Source organism: Enterobacter roggenkampii (genome assembly GCF_001729805.1).
Taxonomy (GTDB): Bacteria; Pseudomonadota; Gammaproteobacteria; order Enterobacterales; family Enterobacteriaceae; genus Enterobacter; species Enterobacter roggenkampii.
In genome coordinates this window covers 672,713-692,999 of sequence record NZ_CP017184.1, presented here as the reverse complement: position 1 = coordinate 692,999, position 20,287 = coordinate 672,713, and the positions used below count along the sequence as shown (strand labels likewise).

The window sequence follows — 20,287 nt, the reverse complement described above, 5'->3', positions numbered from 1 at the left end:
TCTGGCTCAAAACAGTGAAAATCGCCAAAGTATACCTTGTACAGCGGTTAAGGTTAACCGGCGATTGTTCGTGCAAAACAGAAAGCCGTAATGATTTCATCAGGCTGACCTTTCGCAGCGAAAAAATCTGCTCGCGAACTGCGATTTTTATGCCGAAAAGCTGTATTCACGGACAACAAGCTGGTAGAATCCTGCGCCATCACTACGTAACGTAGCGTCGCCACACTAACGGCGCTTATTTGCACAAATCCATTGACAAAAGAAGGTATAGAGGGCATATTCCTCGGCCTTTGAATTGTCCACATAGATCATATTTGGGAGTTGGACCTTGGCTAATATCAAATCAGCTAAGAAACGTGCTATTCAGTCTGAAAAGGCTCGTAAGCACAATGCAAGCCGTCGCTCTATGATGCGTACTTTCATCAAGAAAGTATACGCAGCTATCGAAGCTGGCGACAAAGCTGCTGCGCAGAACGCATTTAACGAAATGCAACCAATCGTGGATCGTCAGGCTGCTAAAGGTCTGATCCACAAAAACAAAGCAGCGCGTCATAAAGCAAACCTGACCGCGCAGATCAACAAACTGGCTTAATCGCCGCTTGTTGTTGCTTGTTTTAAAAGAACCCGCTTAACGCGGGTTTTTTTATATCTTCAGATTGCCGGTGGCGTAAACAGCGCCGAGTAGTCACGGTTACAGATTCGCTGTACCGCCGGATGCTGAATCATCCTTTCAGCAAAGATGGCGTGATACTCCTCCATCACGTTATCCACTCTGCCTATCTCCGTAATCTTGTCGTCCGAATAGAGATCGTGCGCGTAGAGCGTCGGCGCAACGAAGATGGCGTTGTGGGCTTCACCAAAGGCTTTCATCAGCGCCGCATCGTCAAATTCGCCGAGGATTTCCACGTTCAGCCCCTGCGAGTTAAACCAGTTCAGGAGCTTGCGCCCCAGCATGGAACGTCTTCCCGGCACCAGCAGTCGACGCTCTTCCAGGCAGGCCGGGAAGGGTTTCTCCGGCGGCGGATTAATGCACCAGAAGCTCACGCCGCATTCCCCAATTTTCACCGAGAACAGCCCTTCCTGCTGCGTGGAGTCGATCGGACAATCCGAGATAATCATGTCCAGCTTGTGCTGGCTCAGCTGTTCCAGCAGCATCTCGTGGGTGGATTCAAAGCAGCGAAGATGAATTTGTTCATCTTCAACCACCGCCGCATCCAGCACGCCGCTCACCAGCCGTTTGGACAGCGCATCCGCCACGCCAACATCAAAGAGCAGGTTCGACTCTTTGCGGTAGTTGACGATATCCAGCATCTCCTGGCTAAGGGTAAACATTTTGTCCGCGTAGCGGAAAACCAACTCACCCAGCTCGCTGGGTTCAATCCCGCGCCCCTTACGCTTGAACAGCTTGCCCTGCAAACGTTCTTCCAGCGCCTTGATTTGCCCGGTGATGGTTTGCGGCGTCAGGTAGAGCGCCTCTGCAGCCCCGACCACCGAGCCCTGTCTATAGACGTGCCAGAAGTAGTAAAGATGGTTGTAATTCAAATGAGACATCGCGTCTTCGCTCCTTGAGTGTGTTTCGGGAGAAGGATCGCCTCCTCCCGGTGTTCCGTTATGCCTGGACGGCCTGTCCGGACAATTTCACCTTCAACAAGGTATAACCAATTACGGCGGCCAGTAATGACCCGATGAGAATGCCGAGTTTCGCCCAGACGATCAGCTCAGGCGCATGCGCGCCAAACGCCAGCGTCGAGATAAAGATCGACATCGTAAACCCTATTCCACACAGCACGCCGACGGCCATAATCTGCTTAAACGTGGTGCCGTGCGGCAATGACGCCAGCTTCAGTTTCGTCGCCAGCCAGCAAAAGAGGCTAATACCCAGCGGCTTACCGATAAACAGACCGGCAATAATGCCCAGCGGCAGCACGGACGTCAGCCCGTCCAGCGTCACGCCGCCCAGCGAAACCCCGGCATTGGCAAACGCAAACAGGGGCAGGATCATAAAGGCGACCCACGGGTGCAGTACATGCTCCAGCTGTTTGGCCGGCGACTTGCCGTCCTGCGGCTTAAGCGGCACGAAGAAGCCGACGATCACCCCAGCCAGCGTGGCGTGCACGCCGGATTTCAGCACCGCCGTCCACAGCACCATCCCCACGAGGATGTAGATACCAATGCGGCGCACATTAAAGATATTCAGCAGCGCCAGCACCGCAATCGCGCCTGCGGCCACACTCAGAGACAGGATCGACAGATCGCTGGTGTAGAACAGCGCGATAATCACAATGGCGCCAAGATCATCGATGATCGCCAGCGCCATCAGGAAGATTTTCAGCGCAACCGGCACGCGGCTTCCCAGCAAGGCCAGCACCCCGAGCGCAAAGGCGATATCCGTCGCGGCCGGGATCGCCCAGCCGTGACGTGCAACCGGATCCTGCCAGGTGAACGCCAGGAAGAGCAGCGCCGGCACCACCATCCCACCGAGCGCGGCAATGACCGGGAACGCCGCGCGCTGGCGGCTGGCAAGCGAGCCCAGAACCAGCTCACGCTTAACTTCAAGCCCCACCAGCAGGAAGAACACCGCCATCAGCGCATCGTTGATCCACAGCAGCATGTTCTTGTTAATTTCCAGCGCCCCGACCTTCAGCTCAACGGGCGTTTCCAGAAATGCATGATAGAGATCCCGCGTGATGCCAAGATTAGCCAGCACCATCGCGGCCGCTGCGGCAATAATCAGGAGCACGCCACCGGACGCCTCACTGCTAAAGAAACGGTGTAGTAATTTCATTTAAGTTCTCTCTTTTACAACAATACCTCGATAAAACCATAATACCAGGCCAAATAGCTCGACAAAAACAGATTAATATTGAGTATAGATTCACTTTTACCGAGCAATACCCGTAAATAAAAAAAGCCCGGAATCGCTTCCGGGCTTTTTGAAGATGGAAACCAGCTAACGGATTAGCGGGTCAAATCATCGAAGAATTTTTTGACGCCATCGAAGAAGCTTTTGGAACGCGGGCTGTTTTTCTCACCCGTCGGACCACCAAAGCTTTCCTGCAACTCTTTCAGCAGCTGTTTCTGCTTATCGTTCAGGCCAACCGGTGTTTCCACGACGACGCGGCACAGCAGGTCGCCCTGCGCACCACCGCGAACGGATTTAACGCCTTTCCCGCGCATGCGGAACAGCTTACCGGTCTGGGTCTCGCCCGGGATCTTCAGATTGACGCGACCATCCAGCGTCGGCACTTCGATTTCGCCGCCGAGAGCCGCCATCGCGAAGTTGATCGGCACTTCACAGTACAGGTTGTTCCCTTCGCGCTCGAAGATAGCGTGCTGTTTCACCTGCACCTGAACGTACAGATCGCCTGCCGGTGCGCCGTGTTCGCCAGCTTCACCCTCACCCGCCAGACGGATGCGGTCGCCCGTATCCACGCCAGCCGGGATTTTAACGGACAGGGTCTTGGTTTTCTCAACGCGACCGTGGCCGTGGCATTTGGTACACGGATCTTTAATCAGCGTACCGCGACCGTGACAGTGAGGACAGGCCTGCTGTACCGCGAAGAAGCCCTGACGCATCTGGACCTGACCGGAGCCGTGACAGGTTGGACAGGTCTGCGGCTGGGTACCCGCTTTCGCGCCGCTGCCGTGGCAGACGTCACACTCTTCCAGCGTCGGAATACGGATCTCTTTGGTAACACCGCGAACGGCCTCTTCCAGCGTCAGATCCATGTTGTAGCGCAGATCCGCGCCGCGCGCCGCGCGCTGACGACCACGACCGCCGCCGAAGATGTCGCCAAACACATCACCAAAGATATCGCTGAAGTCGGCACCGCCGCCAAAGCCGCCGCCACCGAATCCACCGCCGCCCATGCCGCCCTGTTCAAAGGCTGCGTGACCGTACTGGTCATAGGCTGCACGTTTTTGTGCATCGGTCAGGACTTCGTAGGCTTCTTTGATCTCTTTAAATTTGGCTTCAGCCTCTTTGTCACCCTGATTACGGTCCGGGTGGAATTTCATGGCCAGGCGCTTATACGCCTTTTTGATTTCACGCTCTTCCGCAGTTTTCGGAACGCCTAAAATCTCGTAATAGTCTTGCTTTGCCATTGGTTTTTTTAAGCCCCTTAACATGCGAGCACGGGCGTGGAGAGTTCTCCTACGCCCGTGCCGATAAATTACCCTGCATCAGGGCGATTATTTTTTATCTTTAACTTCTTCGAACTCAGCGTCGACAACGTCGTCGTCTTTCGCGTTGTTCGCCGAAGCGTCAGCGCCCGCCTGCTGTTGAGCGTGCTGCTGCTGAGCGATTTCCATCAGCTTCTGAGAAGCCTGTGCCAGTTCCTGCATCTTCGCTTCGATGTCCGCTTTATCTTCACCTTTCAGTGAGGATTCCAGCGCACTCAGTGCAGCTTCGATAGCAGTCTTGTCTTCCGCTGGCAGTTTATCGCCTGCTTCTTCAACCTGCTTACGGGTGCTGTGCAGCAGATGGTCACCCTGGTTGCGGGTCTGAACCAGCTCTTCGAACTTACGGTCGGATTCCGCGTTAGCTTCGGCATCGCGAACCATTTTTTCGATTTCCGCTTCGTTCAGACCAGAAGATGCCTTGATGGTGATCTTCTGCTCTTTACCGCTGTTTTTGTCTTTCGCAGACACGTGCAGGATACCGTCAGCATCGATGTCGAAGGTGACTTCGATCTGTGGCATGCCGCGCGGTGCCGGGTTAATACCGTCCAGGTTGAACTGACCCAGAGATTTGTTATCCGCCGCACGCTTACGCTCACCCTGCAGCACATGGATGGTTACCGCAGACTGGTTGTCTTCAGCGGTAGAGAACACCTGGCTGTGCTTGGTTGGGATGGTGGTGTTTTTGTTGATGAGCGCAGTCATCACACCGCCCATGGTTTCGATACCCAGAGACAGCGGGGTAACGTCCAGCAGCAGTACGTCTTTCACTTCACCGGTCAGTACGCCACCCTGAACCGCAGCACCGATAGCCACTGCTTCGTCCGGGTTAACGTCTTTACGTGGCTCTTTACCAAAGAACTCAGCCACTTTCTTCTGCACCATTGGCATACGGGTCTGGCCACCAACGAGGATAACGTCGTTGATATCAGACACGGACAGGCCAGCGTCCTGCAGAGCAACTTTCAGCGGCTCGATAGAACGGTTCACCAGGTCTTCTACCAGGCTTTCCAGTTTCGCACGGGTCACTTTGATGTTCATGTGTTTAGGACCGGTCGCGTCTGCAGTGATGTACGGCAGGTTCACGTCGGTCTGCTGAGCGGAAGACAGTTCGATCTTCGCTTTCTCAGCGGCTTCTTTCAGGCGCTGCATAGCCAGCGGGTCGTTACGCAGGTCAATGCCCTGATCTTTCTTGAACTCGTCAACGAGGTAGTTGATCAGACGGGTATCGAAGTCTTCACCACCCAGGTGGGTATCACCGTTGGTTGCCAGAACTTCGAAGGTTTTTTCGCCGTCAACTTCGTCGATTTCGATAATAGAGATATCGAAGGTACCACCACCCAGGTCGTAAACCGCGATAGTACGGTTGCCGACTTCTTTATCCAGACCGTAAGCCAAAGCAGCCGCGGTTGGTTCGTTGATGATACGTTTTACTTCCAGACCTGCGATACGGCCAGCATCTTTGGTTGCCTGACGCTGAGCATCGTTGAAGTATGCAGGAACGGTGATAACAGCTTCAGTTACCGGCTCACCCAGGTAATCTTCAGCGGTTTTCTTCATTTTTTTCAGCACTTCAGCAGAAATCTGCGGTGGTGCCGTTTTGGTGCCTTTCACATCAAGCCATGCATCGCCGTTATCTGCCGCGATGATTTTGTAAGGCATGATGGAAACGTCACGCTGAACTTCTTCGTCCTGGAAGCGGCGACCGATCAGGCGTTTAATCGCAAACAGAGTGTTTTGCGGGTTTGTCACTGCCTGACGTTTAGCCGGCTGACCAACCAGAGTTTCACCGTCCTGGGTATAAGCAATGATAGAAGGCGTGGTGCGATCGCCCTCGGCGTTCTCCAGCACGCGTGCAGTAGTGCCATCCATAATCGCTACACAAGAGTTGGTAGTACCCAGGTCGATACCAATAATTTTACCCATCTAAACGTCTCCACTAAAAATTCAGTCAACATGTGGTTGTGTACCTGTAATAAGGGCAGAACGTGCTTTTTCAACTGCCCAGATTTGATTTTTTTCAGGTCCACACACTGCGGTTGACTACAAGATGGGGTCGCGACGGCATCCATCAAGGGGCAAGCATAAAAAAAATTTTAATTTCACCCTGATGAGATCATAGACGCCATCGATTGCGCCCATTATGATGCCGCGCCCCGTCAGGGAGAACTGACGCGGGTTTAACCATTTCACCATATTAATGATGATTTTTTTGAGGACTTATGGGCAACACTAAGTTGGCTAATCCGGCTCCGCTGGGCCTGATGGGTTTTGGCATGACCACTATTCTGCTGAACCTGCACAATATCGGGATGTTCCCGATGGATGGCATCATCCTGGCGATGGGCATTTTTTATGGCGGTATCGCGCAAATCTTTGCGGGCCTGCTGGAATATAAGAAAGGCAATACCTTCGGCTTAACCGCCTTCACCTCTTACGGTTCTTTCTGGCTGACCCTGGTCGCCATTCTGCTGCTGCCTAAAATGGGCATGGCAGACGCGGCAAACGCCCACTTCCTGGGCGTCTACCTGGGCCTGTGGGGCGTCTTCACCCTGTTCATGTTCTTCGGTACCCTGAAAGGCAACCGCATGCTGCAGTTCGTCTTCCTGAGCCTGACCGTGCTGTTTGCCCTGCTGGCAATCGGTCACCTGGTGGATAACGAAGGCATCGTTCACGTTGCCGGCTGGATTGGTCTGGTTTGCGGTGCAAGCGCTATCTACCTGGCAATGGGTGAAGTGCTGAACGAGCAGTTTGACCGCACAGTGCTACCGATTGGTGAAAAACACTGATCCCTCTGTCGTGCCCGCCTCGCGGGCACGACATCCCCCCGCCTGACGAAGCCAAAATCCCAATACCAGCCCCATCACCGACAGCGCCAGCACGTACCAGGCCGGAGCCATGGGAGAGACGCTCATCAGGACCGTCACCGCAATCGGCGTCAGCCCACCGAAAATGGCATACGACACGTTGTAGGAAAATGAGATCCCGGTGAAGCGAACCTCCGGCGGGAACGCGCGCACCATGACGTAAGGCACCGCGCCGACAACGCCCACGCACAGCCCTACCACGCCGTACAGCAGGAACAGCTGTTCAGGATGGCTGCCTGCCAGATGGTAAAACGCCCAGCTTGATGCGGCCAGTAGCAGGCTGCCGACAATAAAGGTAACGCTGGCCCCGAAACGATCTGCCGCCAGCCCGGCGGCCAGGCAGCCAAAGCAGAGCATGATTGTCGCGATACTGTTCGCCTGTAGCGTCACGGCTGGGGCGAAACCGTACTGCTTTTGCAGCCACACCGGAGACATCAATATCACCACCACAATCCCGGCCGAGAGTAGCCAGGTGAGCAGCATCGACACCACCACCGCCTTTTTATGACGTACCACAACCGCCTTCACCGGCAGCTCCTGCGCCAGCGCTTTACGCTGCTGCATCTCCAGGAAAATCGGTGTCTCCTGCAGCCAGCGGCGCAGGTACATCGCCACCAGGCCAAACGCCCCGCCCAGCAGGAACGGAATACGCCAGCCCCAGTCGTGTACGGCCTGCTGCGTCATGCTGGTATTCACAATGGTGGCGACCACCGAGCCGAGCAGGATCCCGATGGTCAGCCCCGCGGTTAAGGTTCCGCAGGCGATACCAATGCGGCGCGCCGGAACATGCTCTGCGACAAACACCCACGCGCCCGGCACTTCACCGCCAATCGCCGCGCCCTGAAGCACGCGCATCAGCAACAGCAGCAACGGCGCGAGAATGCCCATCGAGGCATAGGTGGGCAGCAGACCAATGGCCAGCGTGGGTACCGCCATCAGCAGGATGCTGAGGGTAAACATCTTTTTACGCCCGACCAGATCGCCAAAGTGGGCCATGATAATGCCGCCCAGCGGACGCGCCAGATACCCGGCAGCAAAAATGCCGAAGGTTTGCACCTGACGCAGCCACTCCGGTATATCTGCCGGGAAGAAGAGCTCCCCCACTACGGCAGCGAAGAAGACGAAGATAATGAAATCGTAAAACTCCAGCGCACCGCCTAAGGCCGCGAGCGTGAGGGTTTTATAGTCCTGTCGATTCAGAGGTCGGGTGTTATGTGACATAGCGAACCATTATGCGTGTATTGTGGATTTATTTTTACAGCAATCGTAAAGAAAAAATTACTATACCGTAAAACCGTTACCACGCTATCGCCGCTTCAGCTTATGTCACATATTGATTAATTTCAGGAGATTGTTTCGCGACGCGCGTTTTTAGGACGAAAAGCTGCTACCACTTTCTCATCAGTTTCGACATACGGGCCGTCAAGCAGCTGTATACAATACGGTACACTTGCAAAGATGCCGTGAACGATGACGCTGCCGTCTTCCGCTTTTAGCCCTTCCAGCGTCTCTTTGATCGACTTCGGCTGCCCCGGGAGGTTCAGAATCAACGCCTGCTTGCGGATCACCCCTACCTGGCGGGAAAGAATGGCCGTCGGGACAAAGTGTAGACTGATCTGGCGCATCTGTTCGCCGAAGCCCGGCATTTCACGATCGGCAATCGCCAACGTCGCGTCCGGCGTCACATCACGGCGCGCGGGCCCGGTTCCGCCGGTGGTTAACACCAGGTGACAGCTCATCTCATCCACCAGCTCACACAGGGTCTGCTCGATAATCGGCTGTTCGTCGGGAATAAGGCGAGTCTGGATCTCAAACGGGGTAGTCAGTGCACTGGCCAGCCACGCTTCCAGAGCGGGGATGCCTTTATCCTGGTAAACACCGCTGGAGGCGCGGTCAGAAATCGACACTAAGCCGATGCGTAAGGTATTCATATCCATTCCATTCAAAGAGTACTGATTAAAGGGAATGATACACGCAGAGAGGAAATTCAGACAGGGTACGAAAGCAGTCGCGTGACCGGGAGCCCGGTCACGCGGAATGATTACAGCAGGTCGCCGATCATTTTTTCCAGTTTTTCCTGGTCAACAGCAAACTTACGGATACCGTCCGCCAGCTTGTCTACCGCCATTGGATCCTGGTTGTGCTGCCACAGGAACTCGGATTCAGTGATGCGCTCTGGGCGTGCTTTCACTTCACCGGTGTAAGACAGTTTACGCTCCAGGGTGCCTTCGCTTTCTGCCAGCTCTTTCAGCAGCGCTGGCGCGATGGTCAGGCGGTCACAGCCAGCCAGCTCGATGATTTCACCGACGTTACGGAAGCTTGCGCCCATAACCACAGTCTCATAGCCATGCTGTTTGTAGTATTCGTAGATTTCAGTCACAGAAATCACGCCTGGATCTTCAGCCGGTGCGTACTCTTTCTTATCGGTGTTGGCTTTGTACCAGTCCAGAATACGGCCCACGAACGGAGAAATCAGGTATACGCCGGCTTCTGCACATGCACGCGCCTGTGCGAAGGAGAACAGCAGGGTCAGGTTACAGTTGATACCCTCTTTTTCCAGCTGCTCTGCCGCGCGGATACCCTGCCAGGTAGAAGCCAGTTTGATCAGGATACGATCGTTGCTGATGCCCGCATCGTTGTACAGTTTGATCAGACGTTTTGCTTTCGCGATAGACGCTTCGGTGTCGTAGGAGAGACGTGCGTCTACTTCGGTAGAGATACGGCCCGGAACCAGTTTCAGGATCTCCAGACCGATGTTCACGGCCAGTTTATCAGTAGCGTCCACAACCTGCTGCGCGCGGTCGTTGCTCTGCGCTTTCGCCCAGGTCACAGCCTCGTCAATCAGTTTGCGATACTCAGGGATCTGTGCGGCGTTAAGGATCAGAGAAGGGTTGGTTGTGGCATCCTGCGGCTGGTACAGCTTCATTGCCGCGATATCTCCGGTGTCAGCTACGACAGTGGTGAACTGACGAAGGGAGGTCAATTTATCCGTCATGATAGTGTTTCTCTTTTAACGTGCCCTGGATAATTCACGCTACCGACAGCATGCCTGCAGCGGAAAAATGACAGGTTTACTTGTTAGGGGGATGTAACCGGTCTGCCCTGATGATAACACGACGGAGGGGTAGCGCAACCGCAGACAGTGCGCTTAGGCAGAGTATGATAAACTCAGAATATTAACAGGCTGCTAAGCAACAGCATGCCCAATCAGTGGTAGCGCTTACATATTCACGTTGGCATCAACAAGAGGGACGTTAATGCCTGATTTCTTTTTCTTTATTAACGAAGTCCTCTGGGGTTCGATAATGATTTACCTGCTTCTGGGAGCAGGTATTTGGTTTACGCTACGCAGTGGGTTTATCCAGTTTCGCTATATTCGCAAGTTTGGCAGAAGTCTGAAAAACAGCGTCACGCCCCAGCCGGGCGGATTAACGTCGTTTCAGGCGCTCTGTACCAGCCTTGCGGCACGCCTGGGCAGCGGGAATCTGGCGGGGGTAGCACTGGCCATCAGCGCCGGTGGGCCAGGCGCGGTCTTCTGGATGTGGATGACGGCACTTCTCGGTATGGCCACCTCCTTTGCCGAAAGTTCGCTTGCGCAACTCTACAAAGAGAAAGATAAGCGCGGCCAGTTTCGCGGTGGTCCAGCCTGGTACATGGCGCGTGGCCTGGGGATGCGCTGGATGGGCGTCCTGTTCTCGCTTTTTTTACTGCTCGCGTACGGTCTTATTTTTAATACCGTCCAGGCGAACTCGGTCGCCCATGCCATGCGCTATGCCTTCTCCTGCCCCGAGTGGCTCGCGGGTCTCGCTTTAGCTTCGATCGTTCTGCTTACCATTTCATTCGGTCTCAAGGGTATCGCTCGCCTGATGCAGTGGCTGGTGCCCATTATGGCGCTGCTCTGGGTTGCCGCGAGCCTGTTCGTCGCCGCACTGCATCTCGACCAGGTGCCGGGCGTGCTTGCCACCATCGTCAAAAGCGCCTTTGGCTGGCGCGAAGTGGCATCCGGCGCGCTGGGCTACACCTTCAGCCAGGCGCTGATGGCGGGTTTTCAGCGGGGCATGTTCTCCAATGAAGCCGGTATGGGGTCAACCCCCAATGCGGCAGCCGCCGCCTCTTCCTGGCCGCCACACCCGGCCGCACAAGGCATTGTGCAGATGATTGGCGTCTTTACCGATACCATTATTATCTGTTCCGCCAGCGCCATGATTTTGCTGCTGGCAGGCCCCGTCCCCCACGCGTCGGGAACCGTCGGGATACAGCTTCTCCAGCAGGCGCTGGTGACCCTGACCGGCGGCTGGGGAGCCGGATTTGTCTCTCTCATCCTGATCTTGTTTGCCTTCAGCTCGATTGTGGTGAATTACCTCTACGCCGAAAATAACCTTATTTTCCTGAAGCTCGACTCCCGCGCCGCGATCGGAACCCTGCGTCTTGGGGTTATCCTGATGGTGGTAGCAGGCTCCCTGCTCAGTATGCCGCTGGTCTGGCAGCTGGCCGATATCATTATGGCGCTGATGGCAATCACTAACCTCACGGCGATCCTGCTGCTCTCGCCCGTGGTGACCCTGATTGCCAGAGACTATCTGCGTCAGCGCAAACTCGGCGTTCCGCCGGTATTTGATCCCGCCCGCTATCCCGATATCAAGGCGCAGCTTGCCCCCGGCACGTGGGATGATTTGCCGCGGCAATAACAGCTATCGATCAATTCAGGGCGATTTTTTGCTAAAGTCGCTCTAAATTTCCTGCAAGGACTGGATATGCTGATTCTGATTTCACCTGCAAAAACGCTCGACTACCAGAGCCCGCTCGCCACCGAACGCTATACCCAGCCTGAACTGCTGGACTACTCGCAACAGCTGATCCGCGAAGCGCGTAAGCTCTCAGCGCCGCAAATCGCCTCGCTGATGAGCATCAGCGACAAGCTGGCCGATTTGAACGCGACCCGCTTTCACGAGTGGCACCCGGATTTCACCCCGGCTAACGCTCGCCAGGCGATTCTGGCGTTTAAAGGCGATGTGTACACCGGCCTGCAGGCGGAAGATTTTAGCGAAGCCGATTTTGATTTTGCCCAGCAGCATCTGCGCATGCTGTCGGGCCTGTACGGCGTACTGCGCCCGCTGGATCTGATGCAGCCTTATCGTCTGGAGATGGGGATTCGTCTTGAGAATGCCAAAGGCAAAGACCTGTACCATTTCTGGGGCGATATCATCACCGATAAGCTGAATGCGGCGCTGCGCGCGCAGGGCGATAACGTGGTGATTAACCTGGCGTCCGATGAATACTACAAGTCGGTGAAGCCGAAAAAGCTGGATGCCGACATCATCAAGCCGGTGTTCCTCGACGAGAAGAACGGCAAGTTCAAAGTGATCAGCTTCTACGCCAAGAAAGCGCGCGGTCTGATGAGCCGCTACATCATTCAGAACCGCCTGACGAAGCCGGAGCAGCTGACCGCCTTCAACAGCGAAGGCTATTTCTTTGACGAGGCGTCGTCAGGGAAAGGCGAACTGGTGTTTAAGCGCCACGAGCAGTAAAAACAAACCCCGCCGGCTGGCGGGGTTTTGCATTAGTGGTGTTTCCAGTCCGGACCTGGACGATGATCGTCATGATGATGGTCACGCTCGCGATGCTCATCGTGAGGACGCCAGCGGTTATCGCGCCAGTCATAATGCGCCTTCCACCAGTCATGGTCGCGCCAGCGGCCACCGTCCCAGTAGTGCCCGTTATTATCCCGGTCGCCAATCTGCAGTTTGACCGCAGGTACGAGGGTAATTTCAGATGCCTGAACCGCCATGGGAGCGACCAGCATCAGTGAAAGCGCAATCAGCGCAGGTTTCAGTTTTGACATCGGTGACTCCTTATTATCGTTGCCCAACGTGGGCCGTTGTAAGGAGAGTACGCGAGGGGAACGGGGGATGTTATTCTCTGCAATCCTAAACGCTAAGTGACCGCATTTATTGAGAATTTCTGCTTTTTCCCTGCTATTTTTCTCCTTAATTTCTTCACAAAAAAAGCCGGGTGGCGCTTCGCTTACCCGGCCTACGATTTGTTCATCTTGGTAGGCCCGGTAAGGCGAAGCCGCCACCGGGCAACACAATCACGCACGCGTCATCATCAGTTGTAGGTCGGGTAAGGCGTAGCCGCACCCGACAAAAATCACGCGCGGGTCATCATCAGCTTACGCAGCGCCGCAAAGTCCGCCGGCAGCTCATGGGACAGCAGCGGCAGGTCGGCACGCTCGGCCAGTTCTTTCGGCAGCGGCAGCGTTTCGCCCAGGATCGCCTCCACGCTCTCTTTGAACTTCGCCGGATGTGCGGTTCCCAGGAACAGGCCGTATTCACCCGGATTAAGCTGATCGCGCAGCGCGCGGTAAGCAATCGCCGCGTGCGGTTCAGAGGTATACCCCACCGCCTTCAGCTCGCGCATGGTGGATTTGGTGGTCTCATCCGTCACCGCAGCATAGCCCAGGTCACCCAGACGCCAGATCTTACGGCGGAACAGCTCTTCCACGCGCGGCCAGTTGTTCGGCTGAGACACATCCATCGCATTGGAGAGCGTGGCCTGAGTCGCGTTCGGTGCCCATTTTCCGTCCTTCAGGAAACGCGGCACGGTGTCGTTGGCGTTGGTGGCGGCGATAAAGCGTTTCACCGGCAGACCCAGGGATTTTGCCAGCAGGCCCGCCGTCAGGTCACCGAAGTTACCGCTCGGCACGGAGATCACCAGTTGGTTGCGCGCTTCCTGCGGCAGTTGCGCCACCGCTTCGAAGTAGTAGCAGATCTGCGCCAGCAGACGGCTGATGTTGATGGAGTTGGCGGAGTTCAGACCCAGCGCCACCTTCAGCTCTTCGTCGTCGAAGGCCTGCTTGACCAGCGCCTGGCAGGCATCGAAATCACCGTCAATTGCCACGGTTTCAATGTTGCCGCCGAGGGTGCAGAACAGTTTCTCCTGCAGCGGGCTGATTTTACCTTTCGGATAGAGGATCACCACGCGGACGTTTTTCAGGCCGTAGAACGCGTGGGCGACCGCCGCGCCGGTATCCCCGGAGGTCGCGGTCAGGATGGTCACCGGCTTGTCGCCACTGATGTGGGTCAGCATCTGCGCCATAAAGCGGCCGCCGAAGTCTTTGAACGCCAGCGTCGGACCGTGGAACAGCTCCAGGCAGCCAACATCAGGCTCAACCTGCTGAACCGGCGCCGGGAACGCGAATGCCGCGCGTACGCGCTCTTCCAGCAGCTCCTGCGGAATTTCATCGCCGATAAACGCGGACAAAATTTTGGTGCTGCGGGTGACAAAATCCTGCTTCAGCAGGTCATCAATCTCGGTCAACTGGAATTCCGGCAGGTCATGCGGGAAAAACAGCCCCTGATTTTTGCCCAGTCCCTGAGTCACCGCCTGCGCGAAGCTGACCTGCTCGTTATGATCTTTAAGGTTGTAGAGTTTCATTAATTATCCCAGTACTCGTGCGCCAGCCGTGTCCAGACGGCAAATATGAACAAAGCCTTCCTGATTTTGCAGGTAGTGTTTAGAGAGCCAGTCCGCCACGCGCTGCGCAGTGTCAGGCTTGTCGCACAGGGCGAACAGCGTCGGGCCGGAGCCGGAGATGCCGCACGCCTGCGCGCCGATATCCATGGACGCCTGTCGCGCCTCGTTAAAGCCGGGCAGCAGCTTCGTGCGGTACGGCTCGGCAATGACGTCCTTCATCAGTTTGGCCGCCAGCTGCGGCTGACGGGTGTAGCAGGCGTGGATAAAGCCCGCCAGATGACGCCCGTGGGCGATACAGTCCTGACGGCGATACTGCGCAGGCAGGATCGCACGCGCTTCCGCGGTTGATACCTTGATACCCGGATAGGCCAGCACCCACAGCCACTCATCAAACCCTGGCACCTGCTGGCTGATGATGCCATTTTCTTCGATCATCAGCTGCATGCCGCCGAGGAAGCATGGCGCGACGTTGTCATAATGAATGCTGCCGGAGATACGCCCTTCCAGCTCGCCCATTAAGGCAAGCAGGCGGTTGTTGTTCAGCGGCTTGCCGCAGTGCTCGTTCATCGCCACCAGCGCGGCGACCACCGAGCAGGCGCTGGAACCCAGCCCGGAGCCAATCGGCATACTTTTTTCCAGCGTCATGGCAACCGGCACGTTTTTACCGATCTCCTGACAGAAACGCTCCCAGCACTGATAGACGATATTCTCGCGTGGCTCAGACGGCAGTTTGCTGGCGAAGCGGCCTACGTTATTCAGGCTGAAGCTGTCTGCCGCTTCCACCGTCACCGTATCGCCCAGCAGCGAACCGTCTACCGGCGTCACCGCCGCACCCAGCACGTCAAATCCGACGCTCATATTCGCGCTGGAAGCCGGGGCATAAACTTTGACCATGTTAAACTCCTAACTTCCATGACAGGGTACGCAGCAGATCGGCAAAGACACCCGCCGCCGTAACGTCGTTCCCTGCGCCATAGCCGCGAAGCACCAGCGGCAGTGGCTGATAATAGTGGCTGTAAAACGCGAGGGCGTTTTCGCCGTTTTTGACTTTGTACAGCGGATCGTTGCCATCCACTTCGGCAATCTTCACCCGGCACACGCCATCTTCTTCAATGTTGCCAACATAGCGCAATACCTTACCTTCATCACGGGCTTTCGCCACGCGGGCGGCAAACGCGTCGTCAAGCTGCGGCAGCCTGGCCATAAAGGCGCCGACATCGCCGCTGCTGTCAAATTCTGCCGGCAGAACAGGTTCAATCACAATATCGGAAAGCTCAAGCTCACGGCCCGTTTCGCGCGCGAGGATCAGCAGCTTGCGCGCCACGTCCATGCCGGAAAGATCGTCACGCGGATCCGGCTCGGTATAGCCCAGCTCGCGCGCGGCGCGGGTGGCCTCCGAGAGGCTCATTCCTTCGTCCAGCTTGCCGAAGATAAACGACAGCGATCCGGAGAGAATGCCGGAGAAACGCTGCAGCTCATCGCCCGCGTTAAGCAGGTTCTGCAGGTTCTCGATAACCGGCAGGCCTGCCCCCACGTTGGTGTCGTAGAGGAACTTGCGGCGCGACTTGCTCGCCGCCAGACGCAGCTGGTGATAGTAATCCATCGACGAGGTGTTGGCCTTTTTGTTCGGCGTCACCACGTGGAAACCTTCGCGCAGGAAGTCCGCGTACTGGTCGGCCACCGCCTGGTTCGAAGTACAGTCAACGATCACCGGGTTAAGCAGATGATACTCTTTTACCAGACGGATCAGCCGACCCAGGTTGAACGGCTCTTTTGCCTCATTCATCTCGGCCTGCCAGTTTTCCAGGTTCAGGCCGTGGACGTTGGTCAGCAGCGCTCTGGAATTCGCGATCCCGCAGACGCGCAGGTCGATGTGTTTCTTCTTAAGCCATTCCTGCTGACGCTTCACCTGCTCCAGCAGCGCACCGCCGACGCCGCCCACGCCAATCAGGAACAGCTCGATAACCTGATCGGTGTTGAACAGCATCTGGTGAACCACACGAACGCCGGTAGTGGCATCGTCGTTATCCACAACAACAGAAATTGAACGCTCTGACGAGCCCTGGGCAATCGCCACGATATTGATATTGGCGCGCGCCAGCGCGGCAAAGAATTTGGCGGAGATACCGCGCAGGGTGCGCATACCGTCGCCCACCACGGAGATGATCGCCAGACGCTCCTGAATCGCGAGCGGCTCCAGCAATTCTTCTTTCAGCTCCAGATAGAACTCTTCCTCCAGCGCGCGGCGGGCGCGAAGGCAGTCAGCCTGCGGCACGCAGAAGCTGATGCTGTACTCGGAGGAAGACTGGGTGATCAGCACCACCGAAATACCGTTGCGGGACATGGCCGCAAACACGCGTGCCGCCATGCCGACCATCCCTTTCATCCCCGGACCTGAGACGCTGAACATCGCCATGTTGTTCAGGTTGGAGATGCCTTTCACCGGCAGTCCGTCCTCATCGGTACTCGCGCCAATCAGCGTACCCGGCGCCTGCGGGTTACCGGTGTTTTTAATCAGGCAAGGGATCTGGAACTGGGCAATCGGGGAGATGGTACGCGGGTGAAGTACTTTGGCGCCGAAGTAGGAAAGCTCCATCGCTTCCTGGTACGACATCGACTTCAGCAGCCTGGCGTCCGGTACCTGGCGCGGATCGCAGGTATACACGCCGTCAACATCAGTCCAGATCTCACAACAGTCCGCGCGTAAACAGGCGGCCAGCACGGCGGCGGAGTAGTCGGAACCGTTACGGCCCAGCACCACCAGCTCGCCCTTCTCGTTACCGGCGGTGAAGCCTGCCATCAGGATCATGTGGTCAGCGGGAATTTTGCTGGCGGCGATACGGCGGGTTGATTCGGCAATATCAACGGTGGATTCGAGGTAGTGGCCCACCGCCAGCAGTTTTTCAACGGGATCGATCACGGTCACGCTATGGCCGCGCGCTTCCAGCACGCCGGCCATGATGGCAATAGAGAGTTTTTCACCGCGACAAATCAGCGCTGCATTGATGCTGTCCGGGCACTGGCCGAGAAGGCTGATGCCGTGCAGGACATGTTTAATTTGCGCGAATTCTTGTTCAACAAAAGACTTCAGTTGCGCATGCGGGAAGCCAGGCAGCGCTTCTGCCAGGCCTTGCAGTAAGTCAGAGAAGATACGCTCTGCGTCGCTGATGTTCGGAAGTGCATCCTGGCCACCGATGGTTTTTTCAATCATCGCCACCAGATGGTTCGTGATTTTTGCCGGGGCAGAGAGCACGGTCGCAACCTGCCCCTGCCTGGCGTTGCTTTCCAGGATATCGGCAACACGCAGAAAACGTTCTGCATTTGCCACTGATGTACCGCCAAACTTCAACACTCGCATGGTTCTACCTCGTTTCCTTTAGCCGAAAAAAAAGCCCGCACTGTTCAGGTGCGGGCTTTTTTCTGTTTTTCCTGTACGCGTCAGCCCGCATCGTTACCTGTGGTAATGATGATGGTTGTGGTAATGGTGGTGATGCTGATGCGTTTCATGGATGTTGTGTACTCTGTCATTATTATCTGTCTGTGCTGTATTCTTTTAGGGTTAAAGGATCGGGCCCCTTAAGTCAATGGATTTTTAATTTGATCACATTTTGGGAGACTCTCAGGTCCCGCTGCGTGCCGCTTTATTTTCATCCAATTCCCCCAAACGCAACCCGTTCAGACAGACTTATTCGCCATAATAAAAACTTATGGCAGTATTTTACTCGGTAAATTTTTTTTCAATATCGTGCAGCAAACGGTGCAACATGGCGGTGTCCCGTTGCTCAAGACGACCAAGACGCTGCTGCAGCCAGTCGGCCATTTTCTGATCGTCCGCGACGCCAAGGCTCGATAACAGCCCCTGCACGCGAGTTCGCAGCGCGGCCAGCTGATTTTCATTTGCCGCTTCTGGCTGAGGTTGAGGGATTTGCATTAGGGAGGCTAATTGATAGCAATAGACCATGACCGCCTGGCCCAAATTCAGGGAAGGATAATCGGCCACCATCGTCGCACCGGTAAGAACGTCCGCCAATTCCAGCTCTTCGTTGGTTAATCCGGAATCTTCACGTCCAAATACCAGCGCGGCTTTCTCCAGCCACTGGCTTTTCTCTTCGAGCATGGGTACCAGTTCAGCAGGCGTGGCGTAATAGTGGAACTTCGCCCGGCTGCGCGCGGTGGTTGCAACGGTAAACGAAATGTCATGCAGCGCGTCGGCAAGCGTAGCGTAAGTGGTTATATTATCGAGAATATCTCCCGAACCGTGCGCCACCCACCGGGCGGCTGGCTCCAGATGGGCCGTGCTGTCCACAATACGTAAATCGGTAAAACCCATGGTCTTCATCGCACGCGCCGCTGCGCCTATATTTTCTGCTCTGGCTGGTGCAACCAGTACAATCGACAGATGCATTTATGCTCTCTTTTTAATCAGTTAGCCGGTAAAAATGTGATGCACTTCAACATATTACGCAGCGCGAATTTACAAAATTGCAACACAAATCACCGAAATAGCGTTTCATAACAAATTAAAAACGCTAAACTATTCTGTGTCTGAACAATCAGTTAGAATGTTAACAGAACACTATTATCCCTATGTTTTATAATGATAATAGTAACATGAATACTCTATTCTGATTGGATTCGCTTCGTTTATAAATCAATGTCCGCAACTAGTTGGTTTATTGAAAAATTGTGACAAAGGCTAGCATTCGGCTACGATGATTTCATCAAACTGTTAACGTGCTACAATTGAACTTGATATATGTCAACGAAGCGTAGTTTTATTGGGTGTCTGGTGTCACTTAGCCTGTTATGTTGCTGTTAAAATGGTTAGGATGACAGCCGTTTTTGACACTGTCGGGTCCAAAGGGAAAGTACCCAAGACCAAGCTAATGATGTTGTTGACGTTGATGGAAAGTGCATCAAGAACGCAATTACGTACTTTAGTCACGTTAAGCCGATCATGTTAATTTGCGACATGCATCAGGCAGGTCAGGGACTTTTGTACTTCCTGTTTCGATTTAGTTGGCAATTTAGGTAGCAAACATGCAGACCCCGCACATTCTTATCGTTGAAGACGAGTTGGTAACACGCAACACGTTAAAGAGCATTTTCGAAGCAGAAGGCTACGATGTCTTTGAAGCGACCGATGGCGCAGAGATGCATCAGATCCTTTCTGAAAATGATATCAACCTGGTGATCATGGATATTAACCTGCCGGGCAAAAACGGTCTTCTTCTGGCGCGCGAACTGCGCGAGCAGGCGAACGTCGCGTTAATGTTCCTGACGGGCCGTGACAACGAAGTTGATAAAATTCTTGGCCTGGAAATCGGTGCGGATGATTACATCACCAAGCCGTTCAACCCTCGCGAGTTAACCATTCGTGCACGCAACCTGCTGTCCCGCACCATGAACCTGGGCACGGTCAGCGAAGAGCGTCGTAGCGTCGATAGCTACAAATTCAACGGCTGGGAACTTGATATCAATAGCCGTTCGCTGATTAGCCCGAACGGCGAGCAGTATAAACTGCCGCGCAGTGAATTCCGCGCGATGCTGCACTTCTGCGAAAACCCGGGCAAGATCCAGTCCCGTGCAGAGCTGCTGAAGAAAATGACCGGCCGTGAGCTGAAGCCGCACGACCGTACCGTAGACGTCACCATCCGTCGTATTCGTAAGCACTTCGAATCTACGCCAGATACGCCGGAAATCATCGCCACGATCCACGGCGAAGGGTACCGTTTCTGCGGTGACCTGCAGGAGTAATCCCGCAG

At 55.2% G+C, this 20,287-nt stretch carries 19 protein-coding genes, 1 pseudogene and 1 other annotated feature; of the genes and pseudogenes, 5 read left to right on the top strand and 15 right to left on the bottom strand.

What is annotated here, in order from left to right; genetic code table 11:
• Positions 1 to 6 precede the first annotated feature (6 nt).
• Positions 7 to 213, bottom strand: a pseudogene (locus tag BFV67_RS24555) (DUF2575 domain-containing protein); the annotation flags it as partial.
• A gap of 115 nt (positions 214 to 328) precedes the next feature.
• On the opposite strand from BFV67_RS24555, the gene rpsT reads away from it, so the two are divergent.
• Positions 329 to 592, top strand: a complete 264-nt coding sequence (gene rpsT / locus BFV67_RS03230) for a 30S ribosomal protein S20 (protein WP_008502037.1) — start codon at positions 329 to 331, stop codon at positions 590 to 592.
• 59 nt (positions 593 to 651) lie between these two features.
• On the opposite strand, the gene nhaR is transcribed toward rpsT, so the two are convergent.
• The 4 genes from nhaR to dnaK all read right to left on the bottom strand — a co-directional run bounded on the left by nhaR (position 652) and on the right by dnaK (position 6,105).
• Positions 652 to 1,551, bottom strand: coding sequence for a transcriptional activator NhaR (nhaR, locus tag BFV67_RS03225; protein WP_008502038.1), 900 nt, complete (start codon positions 1,549 to 1,551; stop codon positions 652 to 654).
• 58 nt (positions 1,552 to 1,609) lie between these two features.
• On the bottom strand, positions 1,610 to 2,785 hold the full coding sequence (nhaA, locus tag BFV67_RS03220; RefSeq protein ID WP_023326672.1) for a Na+/H+ antiporter NhaA: 1,176 nt from the start codon (positions 2,783 to 2,785) through the stop codon (positions 1,610 to 1,612).
• A gap of 173 nt (positions 2,786 to 2,958) precedes the next feature.
• Positions 2,959 to 4,104: a molecular chaperone DnaJ gene (dnaJ, locus tag BFV67_RS03215; protein ID WP_008502040.1), complete on the bottom strand. Its 1,146-nt coding sequence runs from the start codon at positions 4,102 to 4,104 to the stop codon at positions 2,959 to 2,961.
• A gap of 87 nt (positions 4,105 to 4,191) precedes the next feature.
• Positions 4,192 to 6,105 (bottom strand): molecular chaperone DnaK, encoded by a 1,914-nt coding sequence (dnaK, locus tag BFV67_RS03210; RefSeq protein ID WP_008502041.1) that lies wholly within the window; start codon positions 6,103 to 6,105, stop codon positions 4,192 to 4,194.
• A 296-nt stretch (positions 6,106 to 6,401) separates the two neighbouring features.
• Here dnaK and satP point away from each other — a divergent pair, with 296 nt between their 5' ends.
• Complete coding sequence (satP, locus tag BFV67_RS03200) at positions 6,402 to 6,968, top strand: acetate uptake transporter (protein WP_008502042.1); 567 nt, start codon at positions 6,402 to 6,404, stop codon at positions 6,966 to 6,968.
• On the opposite strand, the gene BFV67_RS03195 is transcribed toward satP, so the two are convergent.
• From BFV67_RS03195 to tal, 3 genes are all read right to left on the bottom strand, one after another.
• On the bottom strand, positions 6,945 to 8,267 hold the full coding sequence (locus tag BFV67_RS03195; RefSeq protein WP_025912146.1) for an MFS transporter: 1,323 nt from the start codon (positions 8,265 to 8,267) through the stop codon (positions 6,945 to 6,947). The genes satP and BFV67_RS03195 overlap by 24 nt on opposite strands.
• 122 nt (positions 8,268 to 8,389) lie before the next feature.
• Positions 8,390 to 8,977 carry a molybdopterin adenylyltransferase gene (gene mog / locus BFV67_RS03190; protein ID WP_008502044.1) on the bottom strand — a complete coding sequence of 196 codons (588 nt, stop codon included), beginning with the start codon at positions 8,975 to 8,977 and terminating at the stop codon, positions 8,390 to 8,392.
• A gap of 110 nt (positions 8,978 to 9,087) precedes the next feature.
• Entirely contained in the window at positions 9,088 to 10,041 is a 954-nt protein-coding gene (tal, locus tag BFV67_RS03185) for a transaldolase (RefSeq protein WP_008502045.1), read from the bottom strand.
• Between the two features lie 262 nt (positions 10,042 to 10,303).
• On the opposite strand from tal, the gene BFV67_RS03180 reads away from it, so the two are divergent.
• Together BFV67_RS03180 and yaaA are read left to right on the top strand one after the other, a co-directional pair.
• On the top strand, positions 10,304 to 11,734 hold the full coding sequence (locus BFV67_RS03180; protein ID WP_021240561.1) for an alanine/glycine:cation symporter family protein: 1,431 nt from the start codon (positions 10,304 to 10,306) through the stop codon (positions 11,732 to 11,734).
• A 66-nt stretch (positions 11,735 to 11,800) separates the two neighbouring features.
• Positions 11,801 to 12,574: a peroxide stress protein YaaA gene (gene yaaA / locus BFV67_RS03175; RefSeq protein ID WP_008502047.1), complete on the top strand. Its 774-nt coding sequence runs from the start codon at positions 11,801 to 11,803 to the stop codon at positions 12,572 to 12,574.
• Positions 12,575 to 12,606: 32 nt separating this feature from the next.
• On the opposite strand, the gene BFV67_RS03170 is transcribed toward yaaA, so the two are convergent.
• The 7 genes from BFV67_RS03170 to yjjY all read right to left on the bottom strand — a co-directional run bounded on the left by BFV67_RS03170 (position 12,607) and on the right by yjjY (position 19,467).
• Complete coding sequence (locus BFV67_RS03170; protein ID WP_023293318.1) at positions 12,607 to 12,888, bottom strand: DUF2502 domain-containing protein; 282 nt, start codon at positions 12,886 to 12,888, stop codon at positions 12,607 to 12,609.
• A 308-nt stretch (positions 12,889 to 13,196) separates the two neighbouring features.
• Positions 13,197 to 14,483, bottom strand: a complete 1,287-nt coding sequence (gene thrC / locus BFV67_RS03165; protein ID WP_023326668.1) for a threonine synthase — start codon at positions 14,481 to 14,483, stop codon at positions 13,197 to 13,199.
• A gap of 3 nt (positions 14,484 to 14,486) precedes the next feature.
• The gene (gene thrB / locus BFV67_RS03160; RefSeq protein WP_021240567.1) at positions 14,487 to 15,416 is read right to left on the bottom strand and encodes a homoserine kinase; all 930 of its coding nucleotides are present in this window, start codon (positions 15,414 to 15,416) and stop codon (positions 14,487 to 14,489) included.
• Between the two features lies 1 nt (position 15,417).
• Positions 15,418 to 17,880, bottom strand: coding sequence for a bifunctional aspartate kinase/homoserine dehydrogenase I (gene thrA / locus BFV67_RS03155; RefSeq protein ID WP_069597861.1), 2,463 nt, complete (start codon positions 17,878 to 17,880; stop codon positions 15,418 to 15,420).
• A 24-nt stretch (positions 17,881 to 17,904) separates the two neighbouring features.
• Positions 17,905 to 18,022: a sequence feature (Thr leader region), on the bottom strand.
• A complete protein-coding gene (gene thrL, locus BFV67_RS23125; protein ID WP_015572623.1) occupies positions 17,961 to 18,029 on the bottom strand; it encodes a thr operon leader peptide in 69 nt (22 codons plus the stop codon). Its footprint overlaps the feature before it by 62 nt.
• Positions 18,030 to 18,240: 211 nt before the next feature.
• Positions 18,241 to 18,927, bottom strand: coding sequence for a tRNA/rRNA methyltransferase (locus BFV67_RS03150; RefSeq protein WP_069597860.1), 687 nt, complete (start codon positions 18,925 to 18,927; stop codon positions 18,241 to 18,243).
• 399 nt (positions 18,928 to 19,326) lie between these two features.
• Positions 19,327 to 19,467, bottom strand: coding sequence for a YjjY family protein (gene yjjY / locus BFV67_RS24100; RefSeq protein ID WP_085928893.1), 141 nt, complete (start codon positions 19,465 to 19,467; stop codon positions 19,327 to 19,329).
• 95 nt (positions 19,468 to 19,562) lie between these two features.
• On the opposite strand from yjjY, the gene arcA reads away from it, so the two are divergent.
• The gene (gene arcA, locus BFV67_RS03145; RefSeq protein WP_003856501.1) at positions 19,563 to 20,279 is read left to right on the top strand and encodes a two-component system response regulator ArcA; all 717 of its coding nucleotides are present in this window, start codon (positions 19,563 to 19,565) and stop codon (positions 20,277 to 20,279) included.
• The last annotated feature ends 8 nt before the right edge of the window (positions 20,280 to 20,287 follow it).